This window comes from Nitrospira sp. CMX1 (genome assembly GCF_054902215.1).
Genome location: NZ_JBUBKD010000033.1, coordinates 56,367 through 71,702, shown reverse-complemented (window position 1 = coordinate 71,702; position 15,336 = coordinate 56,367). Strand labels below are relative to the sequence as shown.

Genomic DNA, 15,336 nt, shown 5'->3' with positions numbered 1-15,336 from the left:
CAGAACATCTTAAGATTCTCGACGTCCCATCCGATATCGCTCAGTGACGCACTAGTATCCGCTTCAATAGCCTATGAAAAAGCAAATCCGAATCGATGAATTGACGCTGGGCATGGTGATCGAAAAGCTCGACCGGTCTTGGCTGAGTACGCCGTTTTTTTGCCACAAGATGACGATCACCACCGCGCAGCAGATTGCGCAATTGAAAGCCTGTGGCGTCCAGACCCTGACCGTCCGCGTGGAGGCCGAAGAGGTCCGTGAAGAAGCGCCGGTACAATCAACTCTTGAGGACACCCCCGTCGAATCGACAAGCGAACCAACAGATCCTCTCCCGCCCCCTACATCCACACATGTCCCGTTCGAGGACGAGTTACCAGTTGCGAAGCAGGTCTATCATGCCGCCAAAATGATCGTGCAACGCGCGATGCAAGACGTGCGGTTGGGACGAGCGATCAATGTTGATGCCGTGCAAAGCGTCATCACTGACATGACCGAGAGTGTCTTCCGAAATCCGGACGCCTTACCCAGTCTGTCACGGCTCAAGCAATTTGACGAATACACCTTTTACCACTCTGTGAATACCGCCCTGTTGGCAATGTCCCTCGGGCGGAGCCTTGGCTTTGATCGGTCAATGATCCATCTAGCCGGAGTCGGCACGCTCTTGCACGATATTGGGAAGATGAAGGTCCCACTCGAACTTCTCAACAAACCCGGTCGCTTCGAGCCTCATGAAATGGAGATTGTGAAACAACATGTGCTCAGGGGGGTCGAAGTCCTTTCCAGCACGACCGGACTCGGCGATACCTACATCCAGCCGGCATTAGAACACCATGAACGAGTCAACGGCGCAGGATATCCGCATCGACGCGCTCATCAAGATATCAGCCAGGTGGGTCTCATCACGGCAGTTGTCGATATCTACGACGCTATGACGAGCGATCGGGTCTACCATAAAGGTAAGCCTGCCCATGAAGTGCTCCAACTGCTCTATCGACTCTCACTCGAGGGCCACCTCGACCCCACACTCGTGCAACGATTCATTCAGGTCGTCGGAGTCTATCCAGTCGGATCAGTGGTGGAGCTGAATACCGGCGAGACCGGCATCGTGAAACGGATCAACCACGATGCGCCCCTGGCGCCGGTGGTACTGTTCGTCAAGAGCGCAGGGAATACGCTCCTCTCCCATCCGCAGGAAGAGGATCTCTCTCAGCAGGCCAAGATACCGCATCGGAGCATCAAGGCAATCCTGCACCCTCACCAATCCGGTATCGACCCAACCCTCTACCTCGATAAAAAGGCGGCCTAGCCACACACGTCACATCCTGCACCTCACTCGTGTATCACGGCCACATTATTAAACCGCGACGACTGATGGCACCTCAAGATTTGTGAGTGGTGTTCCGATATCACGTATCGAAAGCTCCTACTGACCTCCCATGGCCATGAACAAGCGCATTGGAATCGACGAATTGAAGCCGGGAATGCTGGTGGAACAGCTGGACCGGTCCTGGCTCAACACGCCGTTCTTTCGACACAAGATGACGATCACCTCAGCCAACCAGATTGCACAGTTAAAAGCCTGTGGGGTCCGTACGCTGGTGGTGAGTATCGAGGAAGAACACACAGCCACTCAACCCGTGAACGCCGCACCAGACATCACCGATGATCCTGCCTTCACGGTACCGAAGGAAACGGTATCAGTCCTATCAATTGTCGGCCTTGAAGAGGAGCTGCCCATCGCCAGGCAGACCTATCAAGCCGCCAAAACGATCGTGCAGAACGCCATGTATGATACGAGACTCGGCCGAGCCATCAATATGGATGAAGTCAATCGGGTGATCTCGGATATGTCGGATAGTATCTTGCGAAACCCCGATGCGCTCACCAGTCTGACGCGGCTCAAAAACTTTGACGAATACACCTTCTATCACTCGGTGAATACGTCAATCCTCGCCATGTCCCTGGGACGCCACCTTGAATTTGATCGAACCACCTTGCATCAAATCGGGGTGGGCAGCCTGTTGCATGACATCGGAAAGACGAAGATCCCAACGGAGATCCTGAACAAGCCCGGGCGATTCAAGCCAGATGAGATGGAGATCATGAAGCAACACGTCCTCCGTGGCGTGGAGATACTCTCGACCACAACTGGACTGGGAGACTCTTACCTCCGTCCCGCGCTGGAACATCATGAACGGGTTGACGGCACCGGCTACCCCCACCGGCGAGTCCGACGTGAACTCAGTCAGTTCGGGATGATGGCCGCAGTGGTGGACATTTACGATGCGATGACCAGTGACCGCTGCTACCACAAGGGGCAAGCCGCCCACGAAGCACTCCAGTTTCTCTATCGCCTGTCACTCGAAGGGCATCTGGATGCCGTCTTGGTGCAGCAGTTCATCTACGTCGTCGGCCTCTATCCAGTGGGATCCGTCGTGGAACTCAATACTGGCGAGACCGGGATCGTCAAAGAAGTGCATCACCATGCACCCTTGGCACCGGTGGTACTGCTCGTCAAGAGCGCAGGGAATACTGTACTCTCCCATCCGAAAGAGCTGGATCTCGTCGCGCAGGTTGAGACACCTCATCGCAAGATCGCCGCTATCCTCGACTCAAGACAAGTCGGTATCAACCCGACTGACTACCTCGACAAGAAGGCAGCGTAAGTTCCCCACCATCGCAACCAACCAATCACCACATCTGGTCACTCAGCTATCGACGCACGATCTCAGCTTCATGTGTTTTTGAAAATACCCTATAAAGACTCCCGACCCCTATTAAATGGATTGTTCTACTCATGCACCGCCAACACGCTGACGCGCTGATCCGTGCAAAGCGTCAAATTCTTGAAACGCCTTATCACGCGCAAATACGTAATATTCAAATCATTGGGAAATTGAATGCATGGGCTTTGGCGCGGCTTTTGCTTCTCCCCATCATCAGTTGTGTACGTAACCACCTGAGGAGGAATTGATGGAATGTCCGAAGTGTAAAGGAACAATGATGCTGGAGCGGTTCTCGGATTTCTTTCTCGTCTTCTATGCCTGGAAATGTTTCAACTGCGGCGCCATTATCGACCGCACCATCGCCGAGAATCGCCGAAAGAGTCTGGCGGCCAGCGAATCCCACGCCGTCGCCACGCGCTAAGTGATCCCTCGCTATTCGGGCTCGGATCCCGAGCCCGCAGAGGCTAAGAGCGACCAGGACGGATTGGTCGCTTAACTGAGTAGTGTCGCTTTCGAATGCCTGGTAGGTCGGACTCTTCCCTTGACAAGAAGCCAGCCTAAATGTGGGTATTACGACCTGGTATGAGGATCTCCTCGCTCACTACTCAACTGCGGAGTTGTATACCTTGGATTTCCTCAATAGCACGGATAAAGTGTTTCAGCAGAAATTGGCCCACCGACAGAGTTCTTTACGCTCCCCCCTTTAAACCTTGTCGCCTTCCTATCGAACTCTGCTAACTGCATTTCACTGTTTTGCATCGTCCTCCAATATCATGCCCAGGTATCAATCCCATCCTGGTCTATGCCGGGCTTGTCCAACCTACTACGCACCGATTCTTGCCAGGCCCTCATCAAGCCTGCGCCTCAAGTCCGGCGTCAGTGATGGCAGCCGTCCAGCTACTATCCGCAAATCAGCGACTTGGTAGGTGATGACGCAACTGCAGAGATAAATCAATAATTCTGCAGTCTCGGCTGGGTAACGCATGACCAAGTCGCTATTGCGCAGCTCATGCAGCAAGAGACTATGCTCTATTTGAATTGGCCCTGAGCCGACGATCAGTGGGACTGCCTTAGGAAACAAGCCATCGAGATAAAGAAGCCAATCCAGCATTTGACGGATTTCCGCTTCTACCAATGAAGCAGGGATTCCCTGCCGACGCTTCTCCCAATATTCAAACAGCCATCGATCCCATAACTGTTGTTTGGTCTCAGACTGCATTTGTCGCAGGAAATGCCCGAGACGCGAAGCGAAAATAGTTCGATCATCGACTGATCCATGTTGAAAGAGTGCTGGAAGCAGGTTCTGTATTGGGTCATCCAGATGAAACACGGCAAACGCAGTATAGAACTCAACAAACCGATGCCGGCGGTCAGAGAAATCAGCATGTCTCCCTACCGCAGAGATGAATGCCGGGAGAAGGACCTCTGCAAGCGCCGGATACAAACGCCCCCACGTCAGGAAGCCATCCCAAGCTTGACGGAACTTTGATGGATTCTCGTCGCTGAATAGTGGAATGATGTGCTGTCGAGTCCAAACCTCATCAAGGCCGAACAAGAAAGCCGTCTGACTTGCGAGCAGGCTACGCCCTAGCCCACCCTTTGAGGTCGGGTCTTGTACAACCAGGGTAAACCACTGCTTATAGTCGTCAGGCAGGTTTCTTTCTGGTCCTGTCTTGCCACGTACGAACAACGAAAGACCGTTAATCCAAAACTCGACGACTATACCAGCGGGACGATTGATCGCGTGCGTTAGCCAATGGCTGATCTCTTCATCCCGTTCATCCGAATCCAAGGATTGCCAGGTGGGTAACGCAATGGCGTTAGCCTGTTCTAATAGATCAAGGGCAAAAGGTTTGCCTCCATCTCTCACGATAGAGTAGAGCAGATTGGCAATATGGTACGCATGGCCTGCTTGCAATTCAGGCTGAGCAACTGTCGCCAAGACAGTGCGCCAATCATCCATGGTCAGATCGGCTTCTTGCCAGCCCTGGATGACCGCTGGCCACAGATCTGATGACCATCGTGATCCTTCGACTAAGGCGTCCGAAAGCGCGAATGCCCATCGGACCTGTTGCTTACAAGCCTCTTTGACCGTCTTGATTAGACCGTCACGATTGGGCCCATCAAAATGGCTTCCCGTGAACATCAGCAGCTCATCGAGTTGCTCGTGGGGCGCTCTGTTCAAAAGCTGCTCGGAAGAGAATGGACTCTGATCACTAACCCATCTCACTGGACCATGCCAATGAGTGAAGTCGGGATGGTCAGAAGGCTCCCAATTGGGATATTCAGCTTTGATTGGTGCTAGCCCCCCTGCAGCCAACTGACAATCAGCTTTCGCTCGAAGCAGCCATGAGAGCCAGTCGAAATGCGAACGTGCGGTTGCTTTTTCAGCAGACCAATCACCACTCGCAGGTAGCCTATGCGCGCAAATAGCATCAACAATTGCCTGGCGTGTGTGCCCAGTTGCCATTGGATACTCTGTCCCCACAACATGATAGACCTCATGATACTCGGCAAGGCCATGGAGGCCGATGCGGTCTATGAGCAATAGCAGTTTCTCATCTGCAGTCATTCCTGGATGCACGGAGATGGCGTGTACTGCCAGCCTTCGCAGGATGGGAACATCCGACTTCACTAACATTTCAATCCAGGCGTCGAGAAGCGTGGATGAGTCGGCACCGATCCATTCCAACACATCCCTCGCTGCGTCAATTAGGACATCAATGGATTCCGGATAACTGTCCTGACCATGCGGCTCGATGGCAGACCGACCATTGCTGATAGGATCCAACGTACTTGATGCCCTATCCCATGCCATTAGATCATAGTGGATTTCCTCGAACCGATGGGTAACTCCGGACAGTAGATTCTGGCTGATCAATGCGAGGTGTGGTTTCAGGTGCTTGGTCCATAGCTCGTTTAACGACCAATGATCAGCATAGAGAGACCACCTGACATCTAGGCCTTGCCCATGCTCAACATTGTTCTGGTCCTGCCAAACAAACCCTGGTTTGATGGTCAGGCGATGTTTACTCATACTGAGAAAGATCCTCAGTGCAAGATCGGTAACTCCTTGGCTGGCACACCGTTCTGCAAGCCACATCATGGCATGGCAGTCCGATTGGGCTGGCATGCAGGTGAGTAAAATCGTGACCCAACCCTTAAGTGCCTTCTCCTCTAACAGCTTTTCCGTCGCCAGGCCTAATTCCCGGCTAATGGACCACCAGAACAACGGATTCAATTGCATGCCATTCCCACAGACCAGATCAAACATCGCCGCCGGATGCTCAATAACAAAGTTCTGAGCAAGCCACGACGCTAACAACCTGTCCCGTTCGTTGAGATCACCGGCACAAAAGAGTGCTTTGAGATGGTTGCGGGTATTGAGCCACTTTGGCCATTCCGAGTCCCGGGCCACATTCGTAAGGAAGCGCGTAGTGTGAACCTGGCGGAGTCCCTGTTCAATTTCTCCAATAGTTTCTTCGTCGGCAGGCGGTATACCCCTCCCGATCTCGGCCATTCTTGTCTGCCAGTCAAGTGTGCCACGAGTCACATGCTCAGCGAGGCGCTCAACGCCCTTGTATAGCTCCCTGTAGGAATCAACGCCTGTTTCTTTTTTAAATCGGATAGGTTTAATGCCTAAGAGATCCCAACTCCCATTCTCGTCTGTGAGGGCAAATCGACCAACGTCACCATCAGCGGGCAATGCCCGTGCAAGATAGTTCATGACTACATCATCGTGGCTATAGCCCACAAATAAGACCGTGTAGTTACGAAATAGTTCGACAAGGAAACGACGTGCCCATCCTTCGGTCAGATACGCGCGGCCAAAGTCGGCATCGGTCAGAACCATGTTATTGGGACTAGCCAGGGAGCCGTGGATATGCACAATCCCATGGAGGTCACGCCCCAGCGGTAGGGCTGGCGCACGGTAAACTTCTGGCATACTTCCAAACACTGTTTGGGCAGCAGTCTCAAAATGAAAATCAAAATTTGTCGTCACCAAACGAACATTCTTGGCAGATCGGAATACCCGCAGAAGATTATGATGCAGATCATTTGGCAAGCTGCCTTGAGGAGATAGGAACTTCGCAGCACGTTCATGTACTGCCACCTTTTTGTGATGTAGTTGTCCCAGAAAGCGATCCAGGGGACCAGACACGACCTGCCCAGTACCCTCTGCAATGTCACTGACCAGCTCTCTAAAGCTCGCCAGGGAGGAGGGTGGTCCCATCGATACGCCAGCACCGGCAAACATCACCAGCTTGTCGTCGCGCAGAGCGTCGAGGATGGAATCATCAAAATCAATTGGCCCTAGCTTGGGCATTATTACTCCTGGTGTTCAACCGTAACTAGTCGAATACCTTATTCTCCAAACAAATGCAACCATTGTTAGGCGAGATTTCGCTAGAGGGAAAAATCTGATGGCTATAATGGAAAATCGTTAGCAGGAAAGAAATGCTTAGCGCCAGCCTGGTGTACCGCATCTGCACCAACTACAACTTCTTCCTGACCTCCTTCCAATCCTTCGCCACCTTGGCCTTCCGCGGAACCTCCCCTTTTGAGGGTTCCGGCACCATGATCGCTTCGAGACGGCGTTGAAGAAACGCCTCGGCGAAGGCTTTCGATCGGCCCACGCCGACCTTCACGGTCCTCCAGCCAGCCGCATGAAGTTCATCAATCTTGGTTCCCATCGTATTCGTATCAACGACAGGGAGCGTCAAGACGTAGCCGATCGGAAACTTATGGTGCTTGAGCCACTCCCTGGTTTCTGCGCTACGCTCAAACCCATCCCGCCCTTCAACGACATAGATGACTCGGTAATAAAACTGCGTGAGCTTTTCAATCTCCTCGACAGCATCAGCCAGAGGCTTCCGCTCTGATTCAAGCGTCACTCCAATTGGCGGCACTCGACTGGGTGCCGCCTGATCAATCAGCGACGACAACTCAATCACGAGGATGGGCTGCCGCTTCTCCCAGACGACGAGATTGGCCTGACCTTCAGCCTGATCGACTCGCGGACTCTTCCCGACACGGACCTGAACTGGGACGAGACCTTTGGTTTTTGGAGTATACGTAAGGAGTGCCCTCCCATCGCCACCAGTCATGGCCCTGGCGGCCACTGCTCCCTCGACCACGAGTTCGAGCGGCTCTCCCCCAAGTGCGGCAATGAGCATGAGATGTTTTGAGATGAGCTTGCCTTCGAAGGTCGCGGACTGACCAGGAGCGGTCAGCGCATCTTTCACGAGAATAGTGGCAGGACTTTTCTCTGCCGCAAAGAGCAGACTCGGAAAGGCAATACCGAGCAAGACGAACGAGAGACAGGCCTTGCGGAGTGAGAGAATCATGAGCCGCACGGCCTTCTGAGAAAGTTGGAGAACACCGCACCAGATTGCTGATGTCAACTATGCTTTGAGTGCCTTCAGCACTTCATCCGCATGACCGTCGACTTTCACTTTCCGAAAAACCGCCTTCACGTTTCCCTCAAGATCGATAACGAACGTGCTGCGCTCGATACCCCAATACTTTTTCCCGTACATATTCTTCTCTTTGTAGACTCCGTAGGCTTTCGAGATCGCGGCATCTTCATCGCTGAGCAGCGGAAATGGAAGCTCAAATTTCTTGATGAATTTCTGATGCGACTCTTTTCCATCCAGGCTCACCCCCACGATGGTGCCTCCGGCCCGAAGAATCTGCGACTCCACATCGCGAAAGTCACAAGACTCTTTCGTACAGCCAGGCGTATCGTCTTTGGGATAGAAGTAGAGGACGATCTGCTTTCCTTTGAAACTCTTTAGGGTCACGGATTTCCCGTGTTGATCTGGAATTCCAAGCTCAGGTGCTTTGTCCCCGACTGCGAGTTCTTTGCTCATAGTTCCATCCTTCGTCTGAATTAATACCCACCAGGCATACCGCTGCCGAACGATGACCGACGAGGTGTATAGGGCCCCGGCATCTTCTTGTTCTTGTTCTCCGGATTGCCGTATGGCGAGAGTGCCGGCGAGTCCCAAATGACCTTATCTCCAGGAGAGAGGTCAGCTGCCTCCAGAAAATGCCGCCTGGCGACTTCTGAGTCGCCGAGTGCATTCAGGGCCAGCGCGTAATTGTAATGGGCCGGGCCAGACGTCGGCGCTTCGGTGACGGCTTGTTCGAAATACCGCTTGGCTTCTTCGAACTGTTGGGCTTGATACGCCTGCGTGCCTTGCTCCGTCAACGTCATGGCCTGCGACCTCGCTTCCCCATCCAGGGCCAGCGGCACCAATGGCTTCCGCTTCTGAAAACAGCCTGTACCGACGAGCAGCAGGACCATAAGACCCAACACCGTCACGCGGGAGATCATAGTTGTCATGGTAACAGGACCTCGTTGTTCAGATCTTCACCTGCTTGCGAGTCTCTTCCTCGAACGTCTTCCGATACAACACATCCCACTCGGCACTCCCTTCAACAAGACCTCGTGAATACGAGGCGAGCTTCGCCCTCACCGTCCGATCAATGCGCTGCTCCTGTGCAAGCTCATCGGCCAATACCTTCTTGATTTCCTTCAAGACCAACTCGTCGCTACGCTTGAGCCGGACACCAGGAACGGTCTTAATGGCCGTCAGAATCACGTGGGATAAATGGCTGACCTTATCTTCCGTCAACATATCTAAATCTGGAAAGAGGTGAGGTGTGATGAGGTACGGAGAATATACCGTCCATTCTTTCCTTCACCGTTCACCCCTTACTCCGCACCTCGTTACAAGATGATTCCTCGCTCACGGACCAACTTCTGCTTCACCATCTGAAACATCTTCTGATAATCCACTTGGCCCTGCTCAATCTGCTGCTCATACGCCTTCAGAAGTTGGCGCACCTCAGCATTCAGCCGATCTTCGGCTGATAATTCCTGTGTGACGGCATGATCCAGTACCTCGACCAAGACCTTGCGGTCTCCAACCACTTCAAGGTCATCGTGCCGTTGGAGATGCCCCGTGAGACTTTCCGCAAGATGACGCACACGTTCCCTCGAGAGTCGCATCGTGGCTACCTCCGTTCGAGCACAATGGAAGACGCGTGCATGACCTGTCGGAGCTGCGTGGCATCACCGATAATCTTCCCGACAATATTCACCCGATCAGCTGGAACCGGATCAACTCCCGTACTCATCGGCGTCCGTCCGAAAAAGATGGCCAACACTTGGCCGGCGCCCCAGAACGCCACATCACCTACTTTGACTTGCGTCGTTGCCGTTTCTCGATGATCTCGAACCCCGGAGAGCGGAAAATAGAACTCCTCTCCCCAGGTATGAATCGGCACCGTCACGGGAAGCGCCGCATACACCTCATCCGCAGTCTTGGTCTTTCGAAGTTCTGCGTCAAGCTGAACGCCACCGACGGTAATGCGAATTCGTTTTGCCGGCACAGTCATGGAATCCATCGGCAAACAGTTTCTGGTTGTACTCTGCAGGTGTGATTGATGACGCGAACTCTAGCTTGTCTCCTACGCGAAATCAAGGCTACAATCCTTCGTGATGCTCACTTCCAGTTTCATCTTCTTGCCGGGCGTCGGTCCTGTCACGGAACGCCGCTGGTGGCAGGATGGGGTGCTGACCTGGAACCATTTCCTCGCACAACCTACGATCTCCGGACTCTCGACGGCTCGAAAACGCTGGTACGATGATGAACTCCGCGCGGCACACTCGCTCGCGGAACAGGGCCAGTTTCGTCAATTGGCCTCGCGCTTTCCGCGACGTGAACATTGGCGGCTCTATGAAACGTGTCGTTCTCGCGCAGGCTATCTGGACATCGAAACCACGGGCACGTCGCCGGAGAAAGGTGATATCACAGTCGTTGGGCTGCATCACCACGGACACACGCTCAGTCTTGTACGCGGTGAGACCCTCACAGCTGAATGCCTACAGGCCGAGCTTGATCACTGCGACCTCCTCGTCACGTTTTTTGGGTCCCGGTTTGATATTCCCTATCTTTGTGCTAAGTTTCCCGAACTCCGTCTTCCCCCATGGCACTTTGATCTCTGTTTTGCCGCTCGCCGGCTTGCATTACGGGGAGGACTCAAGCAGATTGAACAGGAATTCGGTATCGAGCGCAACGGATCAATCCAGGGATTGGATGGATGGGACGCAGTTCGGCTTTGGTCGCAATGGGTTCATGGGGACAAGATCGCGCGTGACCAACTCTTGGCTTACAATCGAGCAGACACTGAACATCTTGTGCTCTTGGCAGATCGTTTTGCAGAGGATTTAATGACTCAATTTGGCCCCTCCTCCGTTGCGTGCTCCACCTTTCACCCAGCCTACACCCGATGAGCGCATGGATCGGCATCGGCCGAAGCGAAACCGGTCTGGTGCGGACGTCAAATCAGGATGCCTTTGCCGTCATCGACCACACAGGACTGTGGGCCGTCGCAGACGGAATGGGTGGTCACGCGGGCGGTGGGGTCGCAGCCCAAACGGCCATCTCGACGGTGCAGGCCCAAGCCGCGTTCGCACAGGAGCAGCTCCGGAGTGGATCTGTCTCTCCGATCGAGGTGTTGACCGCGTTGATCAACCGCGCGCACGAAGCCATTTTGGCTCGGGCCCGCGCCCAACCGAAGCTCAAGGGGATGGGGACTACCCTCGTGCTGCTGATGGTCATCCCTGATCAAACCTCCATGGCATACGTGACCCACATTGGCGATAGTCGTGCCTACCGGTTTCGAGCCGGGATACTCACTCCGCTGACCAAAGATCATTCGTTGATTGAAAAATACCTCGAGCGCGGCATTCTCACTCCGGAAACAGCAAAAACCCATCCCGAGCGACATGTCCTGACTCGCGCCCTTGGCGTCACGGCAACAGCGAACCCCACGATCGCCGGGTGTGCGATGCAGGAAGACGATCTCGTCGTGCTCTGCTCGGATGGCCTGACAAAGATGTTAGAGGATCAGGATATTCAACACGTGCTTTGCGCCGGCGATCGCAGCCCCGTCAGTGCCTGTGACCGCTTGATCGCCGCCGCACTCGATCGTGGCGGCGAGGATAACATCACGGTCGTCGTCGTTGCCCATCGATAAGCCGCTAACGACTTCGTTGTTGACAAGACCCCCCAGGGCGTGTACGTTCCCACATCACCTAATCAAATTCGTTACACTGAGGGAGTCCTTAATATGCGCCAACCGGCGTCGTTTATTCTTGCAATTTTTGTCTTTCTTCTCCACTTCGCCACCAGCTCCTGGGCTGCAGACCCCTCAGATCCCGAGACCGCCATTCGCCTGATGATACGTGCGAACGCTGAGAAAGACCTTCCCACTCTATCACGCCTCATGGCACACGATGCCGATATCGTCAGCTATACCGTCGGTGGTCGCAAATATGTTGGCTGGCCGGACTTTGAGCGGGAGATGCGTGAGGAGTTCGTCAACGCACAGAAAATCGAAATCCCTATCACTGAATTAAAGGTCTGGACAAAAGGCGATCTCGCCTGGTTTGCCATGGAAGTCGACTATATCCGCTATGTCGGTGAGGGATCAGCCGTCAAGAGAACGGTGCTTCCGTTACGAGAAACCGGTATTCTTGAGCGTCGTGCTGGACGCTGGCAGCTACTATCCTGGCATGAGTCATTTCGATCCGCTCAACTCGGTGGCCCACTTGCGTCACCATCAGCAGCCGCAACAGGATCACAAAAGCTCGTCAGTACCGCTCCCGCTGCAATGCCGGATGTCAGTGGAGAATGGGACATTCTCGAAGTGGAAGATGAAAAACGCTACAAAGCGACCCTCGACAAGAATGGAAATGGCCCTTACACCCAACAAGGCGGACGATTCGTCACCACCAAGATTGAGAACCGCCTCTGGCAAGGCACCTGGTATCAGCCTGGTAACGATCGCGAGGGTGGGTTTGAGGTGCTCCTCTCCGAAGACGGGAAGGAGGCGAAAGGAATCTGGTGGTACACACGAGTCGACACCAGAAAAAATATTCCGCCTAAGGAACACGGCGGTACCTATCACTGGAAGAAAGCGCCATCATCACCGGCCAGTACCCAATGAATCAACCAGCTTCCTCTGTGGTCAATCGACAAATCGGAGTCCGGTCCAATATCATCGTTTCACTTCCTCTGGGAGGTCTTATGTTCAGATCCCTCATGCTGTTTCTTGCAACCTTTTTCCTGATCTCATCGGCCTATGCAGATGGGGGGCATGATCACCACGCCATTCCCACACTGAAAAAGCAGGTCGGTTCAAAGATCGCCTATGGAGAGAACACGGCGACCTTGACCTTTGGTCCTATCGATCTTCCAACAGGCCATGGTGAAGGTGATATGGGCGATTCCATGCCTCGGTTCTACTTTCAACTCCCAGAGGACAAGTACCTCATCGGCTTCAAGTCAGCTCTTTCTACGGTTGAAGGGAAGGAATTGCCCAGAAACTACCTGCATCACATTTTGATGATTAACAACAGCCAGCCTAGCATTTCCTGTCCCGGAGAACCGCTCTTTTTTGGAGGAGCCGGACTGGAAATGGCTGAGACCCACTTCCCGGAGGGATACGGAGTCAAGCTTGAGAAGAACGACAAGCTTATGACGGTCGTGGCCTTCTATCATGGTGCACCGCCAACGAAAAACGTCATCGCAACGTTCACTATGTATTTTGCTCCCAAGGCCAAACCCGTCCAAGCGATGAACATCTATCAGGTCGGGGTCAACATCGTATGCTTTACCAAGTTTGGTGATCGTCCATCCGACCAGACCGATGAGGGAATTGAGATTCGGCATGGCGTTCAGGTCCATACGGCACCGCTGAAGTTTTCAGCAAGCGGATGCGTGAAGTTCGCCTATCCACACGGTCACGACGAGTTGTTAATGATTGCACTGGAGAATAAAACGAAAAAACAAACCCTTCTTCGGACGGTACCGGATGTTGAACGGGACGGAACCCTCCGTGAATTTCTTCCCCATCAGGTCTATCGAGATCCCCAGGGGTTTCCAATCAGTAAGGATGATGATTACGAAATGGTGATGGTTCATCATCATCCCCTTCAGAAAACTGAGCTCCAGCATGGGATGGGGAACTACTTACTGTACATGACGCCCGGTGCTTGCCCAGCACAAAGCGCCTCTGTCACCCAGTAGCTTGACTTTTACGGGAGGCCGGCTTGTATCAGGCCGGTCTCCCCACATCTCCGCTCTCCTGCTCAATTCCAGCTAACCTCTGAACTTCGCAGTACCCCTCACTGCTTCAACGCGTCCCCTTCAGAACATCCCGAACTGTCTCTTGCTCAAAATTCCAAATCCTTTGGTAGAACCGGAACCTGACTTGTATACTGATAGAACCTAGGTTTCATACCTACTATTTTCAAGTGATGATAACACCTACATCAGCTCAAACCAATTCCGCGTCAGCCCGTCAACAGTCGATTCAGACACTGACACGTTTTCTACAAGAGATCGGACACCCGACAAGTCTGACGCGCCTGGCCGACCAAATTCTCTTGAACTTCTCTGAGATCGCTGGCTATCCACAGGGCTCACTGTTCCTCTCAGAACCCGAGCATCACCACTTTCGTCAGACGCATACGTTCGGACAGGTGGAAACCACTGTGGCTCCTTCAGTCATGGATGCTGACCATCCCTTGGTCGAAACTCTTGCCCTACACCAGCACATTTTCGACAGGCTCACACCAACCCTTGTCCCACGCTCGAAACACTCAGATGACATGACGGATGCCCTACCAGGTCCCCATACCCTCGCAGTCCCGCTCATCACGCATGGAATGCTGATCGCGTTCGCATTACTTCATGCTCCGACCGCACACCCGACACTCTCACCCCTAACCAGCGAACTCCTTGCCGCGATGGCTCAAGGTGCTGCCAATGCACTTGATTCACTCCTGATCTATGAAGATCTCCGCCAATCCCAATCCCTCATGCGCCGAACCGACCGGTTGCGCTCACTGGAAATCATCGCTGGCGGTTTTGCTCACGAAATCCGGAACCCGTTAACGTCGATTAAGACCTTTATTCAGCTGGCTCCCGAGCGGAAGGATGATAGCCAATTTATCGGCGAGTTCAGCCTCATTGTCCTTGAGGACGTCAATCGGATCGAACGATTGATCCAAGAAATTCTTGATTACGCTCGCTACATGGAACCACAGATGACCGACGAGGACTTGAATGACATCGTCACCTCGTGCCTCTACTTCATCCAAGTCAAGGCAGACAGTCGAGGGATCAAGATTGAAAAACAGTTGGCGCCCGAGCTTCCTCGTGGCATGCTGGATCGGCAGCAAATCAAACAGGTGCTTTTGAATCTCCTATTGAACGCCCTCGATGCTATTGGTGAGGGACCTGGGAGTATTCGGGTACGGACACATCAATTCCAAAAACCTGCGGGCCCCCTCTTCATGCAGATTGACATCGAAGATACTGGACATGGAATTGCGCCCGAGAACCTTGAGCACATTTTTGATCCATTCTTTACGACCAGACATACAAGCACGATGAACGCTGGAACCGGACTGGGCTTAACCATCGCACACCAGATCATCCATGAGCATCACGGCGATATCCACGTAACCAGTACCGTAGGTCAAGGAACGACGTTCCGCATTACTCTTCCCGCACTTCGTCAGTAGCAC

15 protein-coding genes are annotated in these 15,336 nt (G+C 53.4%); 8 read left to right on the top strand and 7 right to left on the bottom strand.

The annotated features are described in order from the left end of the window. Positions 1-73: 73 nt before the first annotated feature. From ACYX34_RS09180 to ACYX34_RS09170, 3 genes are all read left to right on the top strand, one after another. Positions 74-1,306 carry an HD-GYP domain-containing protein gene (locus ACYX34_RS09180; RefSeq protein ID WP_462076254.1) on the top strand — a complete coding sequence of 411 codons (1,233 nt, stop codon included), beginning with the start codon at positions 74-76 and terminating at the stop codon, positions 1,304-1,306. Positions 1,307-1,442: 136 nt separating this feature from the next. Then, entirely contained in the window at positions 1,443-2,666 is a 1,224-nt protein-coding gene (locus ACYX34_RS09175; protein WP_462076253.1) for an HD-GYP domain-containing protein, read from the top strand. Between the two features lie 307 nt (positions 2,667-2,973). After that, on the top strand, positions 2,974-3,147 hold the full coding sequence (locus ACYX34_RS09170) for a hypothetical protein (protein ID WP_462076252.1): 174 nt from the start codon (positions 2,974-2,976) through the stop codon (positions 3,145-3,147). Positions 3,148-3,549: 402 nt separating this feature from the next. On the opposite strand, the gene ACYX34_RS09165 is transcribed toward ACYX34_RS09170, so the two are convergent. The 7 genes from ACYX34_RS09165 to ACYX34_RS09135 all read right to left on the bottom strand — a co-directional run bounded on the left by ACYX34_RS09165 (position 3,550) and on the right by ACYX34_RS09135 (position 10,142). Next, entirely contained in the window at positions 3,550-7,053 is a 3,504-nt protein-coding gene (locus tag ACYX34_RS09165; RefSeq protein ID WP_462076251.1) for a DUF4020 domain-containing protein, read from the bottom strand. A 169-nt stretch (positions 7,054-7,222) separates the two neighbouring features. Next, complete coding sequence (locus tag ACYX34_RS09160; protein ID WP_462076250.1) at positions 7,223-8,074, bottom strand: hypothetical protein; 852 nt, start codon at positions 8,072-8,074, stop codon at positions 7,223-7,225. 57 nt (positions 8,075-8,131) lie between these two features. Then, complete coding sequence (bcp, locus tag ACYX34_RS09155; protein ID WP_462076249.1) at positions 8,132-8,599, bottom strand: thioredoxin-dependent thiol peroxidase; 468 nt, start codon at positions 8,597-8,599, stop codon at positions 8,132-8,134. Positions 8,600-8,619: 20 nt separating this feature from the next. After that, positions 8,620-9,075 carry a tetratricopeptide repeat protein gene (locus ACYX34_RS09150; protein ID WP_462076248.1) on the bottom strand — a complete coding sequence of 152 codons (456 nt, stop codon included), beginning with the start codon at positions 9,073-9,075 and terminating at the stop codon, positions 8,620-8,622. Between the two features lie 19 nt (positions 9,076-9,094). Next, entirely contained in the window at positions 9,095-9,370 is a 276-nt protein-coding gene (locus ACYX34_RS09145) for a DUF507 family protein (protein WP_462076247.1), read from the bottom strand. A 92-nt stretch (positions 9,371-9,462) separates the two neighbouring features. After that, on the bottom strand, positions 9,463-9,744 hold the full coding sequence (locus ACYX34_RS09140) for a DUF507 family protein (protein ID WP_462076246.1): 282 nt from the start codon (positions 9,742-9,744) through the stop codon (positions 9,463-9,465). Between the two features lie 5 nt (positions 9,745-9,749). After that, positions 9,750-10,142 (bottom strand): cyclophilin-like fold protein, encoded by a 393-nt coding sequence (locus tag ACYX34_RS09135; protein WP_462076245.1) that lies wholly within the window; start codon positions 10,140-10,142, stop codon positions 9,750-9,752. Positions 10,143-10,236: 94 nt separating this feature from the next. On the opposite strand from ACYX34_RS09135, the gene ACYX34_RS09130 reads away from it, so the two are divergent. From ACYX34_RS09130 to ACYX34_RS09110, 5 genes are all read left to right on the top strand, one after another. Beyond that, entirely contained in the window at positions 10,237-11,031 is a 795-nt protein-coding gene (locus tag ACYX34_RS09130; protein ID WP_462076280.1) for a ribonuclease H-like domain-containing protein, read from the top strand. Continuing rightward, complete coding sequence (locus ACYX34_RS09125) at positions 11,028-11,777, top strand: Stp1/IreP family PP2C-type Ser/Thr phosphatase (RefSeq protein ID WP_462076244.1); 750 nt, start codon at positions 11,028-11,030, stop codon at positions 11,775-11,777. Before ACYX34_RS09130 ends, ACYX34_RS09125 begins: the two co-directional genes overlap by 4 nt. Before the next feature lie 93 nt (positions 11,778-11,870). Beyond that, positions 11,871-12,749 carry a nuclear transport factor 2 family protein gene (locus ACYX34_RS09120; protein ID WP_462076243.1) on the top strand — a complete coding sequence of 293 codons (879 nt, stop codon included), beginning with the start codon at positions 11,871-11,873 and terminating at the stop codon, positions 12,747-12,749. An 80-nt stretch (positions 12,750-12,829) separates the two neighbouring features. Next, entirely contained in the window at positions 12,830-13,831 is a 1,002-nt protein-coding gene (locus ACYX34_RS09115) for a hypothetical protein (protein ID WP_462076242.1), read from the top strand. A gap of 230 nt (positions 13,832-14,061) precedes the next feature. Further along, positions 14,062-15,333 carry a two-component system sensor histidine kinase NtrB gene (locus ACYX34_RS09110; RefSeq protein WP_462076241.1) on the top strand — a complete coding sequence of 424 codons (1,272 nt, stop codon included), beginning with the start codon at positions 14,062-14,064 and terminating at the stop codon, positions 15,331-15,333. The last annotated feature ends 3 nt before the right edge of the window (positions 15,334-15,336 follow it).

Excerpts from the sequence above, each read along its gene's own strand:
- ACYX34_RS09180 (WP_462076254.1), top strand. The coding sequence starts at position 74 with ATGAAAAAGCAAATCCGAATCGATGAATTGACGCTGGGCATGGTGATC.
- ACYX34_RS09175 (WP_462076253.1), top strand. The coding sequence starts at position 1,443 with ATGAACAAGCGCATTGGAATCGACGAATTGAAGCCGGGAATGCTGGTG.
- ACYX34_RS09170 (WP_462076252.1), top strand. The coding sequence starts at position 2,974 with ATGGAATGTCCGAAGTGTAAAGGAACAATGATGCTGGAGCGGTTCTCG.
- ACYX34_RS09165 (WP_462076251.1), bottom strand. The coding sequence starts at position 7,053 with ATGCCCAAGCTAGGGCCAATTGATTTTGATGATTCCATCCTCGACGCT.
- ACYX34_RS09160 (WP_462076250.1), bottom strand. The coding sequence starts at position 8,074 with ATGATTCTCTCACTCCGCAAGGCCTGTCTCTCGTTCGTCTTGCTCGGT.
- bcp (WP_462076249.1), bottom strand. The coding sequence starts at position 8,599 with ATGAGCAAAGAACTCGCAGTCGGGGACAAAGCACCTGAGCTTGGAATT.
- ACYX34_RS09150 (WP_462076248.1), bottom strand. The coding sequence starts at position 9,075 with ATGACAACTATGATCTCCCGCGTGACGGTGTTGGGTCTTATGGTCCTG.
- ACYX34_RS09145 (WP_462076247.1), bottom strand. The coding sequence starts at position 9,370 with ATGTTGACGGAAGATAAGGTCAGCCATTTATCCCACGTGATTCTGACG.
- ACYX34_RS09140 (WP_462076246.1), bottom strand. The coding sequence starts at position 9,744 with ATGCGACTCTCGAGGGAACGTGTGCGTCATCTTGCGGAAAGTCTCACG.
- ACYX34_RS09135 (WP_462076245.1), bottom strand. The coding sequence starts at position 10,142 with ATGGATTCCATGACTGTGCCGGCAAAACGAATTCGCATTACCGTCGGT.
- ACYX34_RS09130 (WP_462076280.1), top strand. The coding sequence starts at position 10,237 with ATGCTCACTTCCAGTTTCATCTTCTTGCCGGGCGTCGGTCCTGTCACG.
- ACYX34_RS09125 (WP_462076244.1), top strand. The coding sequence starts at position 11,028 with ATGAGCGCATGGATCGGCATCGGCCGAAGCGAAACCGGTCTGGTGCGG.
- ACYX34_RS09120 (WP_462076243.1), top strand. The coding sequence starts at position 11,871 with ATGCGCCAACCGGCGTCGTTTATTCTTGCAATTTTTGTCTTTCTTCTC.
- ACYX34_RS09115 (WP_462076242.1), top strand. The coding sequence starts at position 12,830 with ATGTTCAGATCCCTCATGCTGTTTCTTGCAACCTTTTTCCTGATCTCA.
- ACYX34_RS09110 (WP_462076241.1), top strand. The coding sequence starts at position 14,062 with ATGATAACACCTACATCAGCTCAAACCAATTCCGCGTCAGCCCGTCAA.